The sequence below is a fragment of the Mesorhizobium sp. M4A.F.Ca.ET.020.02.1.1 genome, assembly GCF_004022645.1.
Lineage (GTDB): Bacteria > Pseudomonadota > Alphaproteobacteria > Rhizobiales > Rhizobiaceae > Mesorhizobium.
In genome coordinates, this window is the sequence record NZ_RZOI01000970.1 from 1 (window position 1) to 1831 (window position 1831).

Here is a 1831-nt window from a genome sequence, read left to right on the forward strand (position 1 = left end):
ACCGCGCCCTGAGGCAATCCCGGTATCAACGTCACGGCGCCTTGGAGAGCATCCAGTTGAGCGTGCCGCGCCAGTCGGTCATGCGGATCGGCGTGCCGTGCGTGCCGGTCTCGAAGCGGACGAAGCGGGTCGGATAGGGATAGGCTTTTGACTTTGCAATGATGGAGCGGAAGAAGGCTTCCTGCTTTTCCACCGGAAATACCGGGTCCTTGCTGCCCTGACCGAAGAAGACGGGCACATGGCGCCTGAAGGCGGGACTGGCGAGAAAGCTCTCATCCCACAGCGAACCGAGCAGCAGCAGCCCGTCGATGCGTCGGCCGGTGTCGTTGCGCGCGGCAAGCTTCCAGCACAGCGATCCGCCCATCGAGCCGCAGGCGACGAAGATCTTCGCGCCCGGCGACTTCTCGGCGTAGTGATTGATCAGCGCCGCAACCTGGGCGGCGCCCTTGTCGCCGAAATCGGGGAAGTCCGGCGACAGATAGAGGCCGCCATTGGCGGCCATCAGATTCTTGAGGCGGTTGAAATTGCCACCGAAGGTAAAGTCGTCGACACCTTGCTTTCGGCTGCCACCCTGCCCGTGCAGGTAGAGCACGATGATGCCGGCGCCCTCGGTCTTGCCGACGGCAACATGCCTGACATCGCCCGCGTCCGTCTTCAGCATCAGGTCCTGCTGCAGCTTGCGCACGCCGGTGTCGGTATATTCGCCATGGACGCGCTTTTCCGGCACCTCGTCGCGCTGGTTGATGTCGCGCATCTCGCGATAGTCGATGACGGTGTAGGCGCCATTGTCGCCGGACGACAGCGTCGCCGGATAGGCGAACAGATCGTCCTTGTAGGGTTTTAGCTCGAGAGCGCCGGCATCAACTGCGGACAGCAAAAGAGCGATCACGGTTAACAGCGTGCGGGAGACTTGAAAGCGATTGGCCATGCCGCAGGCATGCGTGCTTCGGCTTCGCTTTGTCAATCCTGCAGCACGCCGCCGGCGCCTTCCAGCGCCTCGCGCGTATCGACGTCGACCGAGGCGGCGTTGCCGATCTCGACATCGACGACATCAAGGCCCCCGGCTTCGACCAGGTGGCGCGCGCCGGTGTCGCCTTCGAGATGGGCGATAGCCCCAAACAGCGAACGAGGCAGCAGGACCGGGTTGCCGCGCCGGCCGTCGTGGGCGGCACGCACCACCGAGCGGCCGCCGGATCTGCGGAAGGCTTCGATCAGCCGGTCGAGATCGGCGGAGGACACGCCGGGCATGTCGCCAAGGACGATCATGGCGCCGGCGGCCTCGGCCGAAACCCTGGCGATGCCCGCCTTGAGAGACGAGGACAGGCCGTCGGCGAAATCGGGATTGTCGGCCAGGATCACATCGAGGCCGGAAAGCGCGCCGCGCACCCGCTCTCTTTGATGGCCGGTGACGACAATTGTGTTTGCCGCCCTGGAACCCAGCGCTCTCTCGGCGGCGCGGCGCACCAGCGGCTTGCCGTCGAACAGTGCCAGCAGCTTGTTCGGCCCGCCCATGCGGCTGGAGCGCCCCGCCGCCAGAAGCACGATCTCGACCTTCGGCCGGGCTCTCGCAGTCGCCGGCTCACGCGGCTGCGGCCGGGTCGGTATCTCCATCAGCAGCCCGCCGACGCCCATGCCGGCGATATCGCCAGCCGTCACGTCGAGGCCGGCGATCAGCCGGTCGAGCACCCAGTCGAAGCCGTTCTCCTTGGGGCTGCGGGCGCAGCCAGGCGCGCCGATGATGCGTTTGCCGGCAAGCGTGCCCAGCACCAGCAGGTTGCCGGGATCGACGGGCATGCCGGCGCGGACCACGCTGCCCCCTGCGTGTTCGATC

The 1831-nt window shown here is 66.3% G+C and carries 2 protein-coding genes; both read right to left on the minus strand.

Features of this window, described 5'->3' with window-relative positions:
- Window positions 1–31: 31 nt before the first annotated feature.
- On the minus strand, window positions 32–928 hold the full coding sequence (locus EN742_RS33760; RefSeq protein WP_127407446.1) for an alpha/beta hydrolase: 897 nt from the start codon (window positions 926–928) through the stop codon (window positions 32–34).
- A gap of 32 nt (window positions 929–960) precedes the next feature.
- The coding region (locus tag EN742_RS33765) for a nucleotidyltransferase family protein (protein ID WP_148670470.1) at window positions 961–1831 on the minus strand (871 nt) is incomplete at its 5' end.

Bases quoted from the DNA above. Each gene is read 5' to 3' on its own strand.
- EN742_RS33760 (WP_127407446.1), bottom strand. From the start codon at position 928: ATGGCCAATCGCTTTCAAGTCTCCCGCACGCTGTTAACCGTGATCGCT.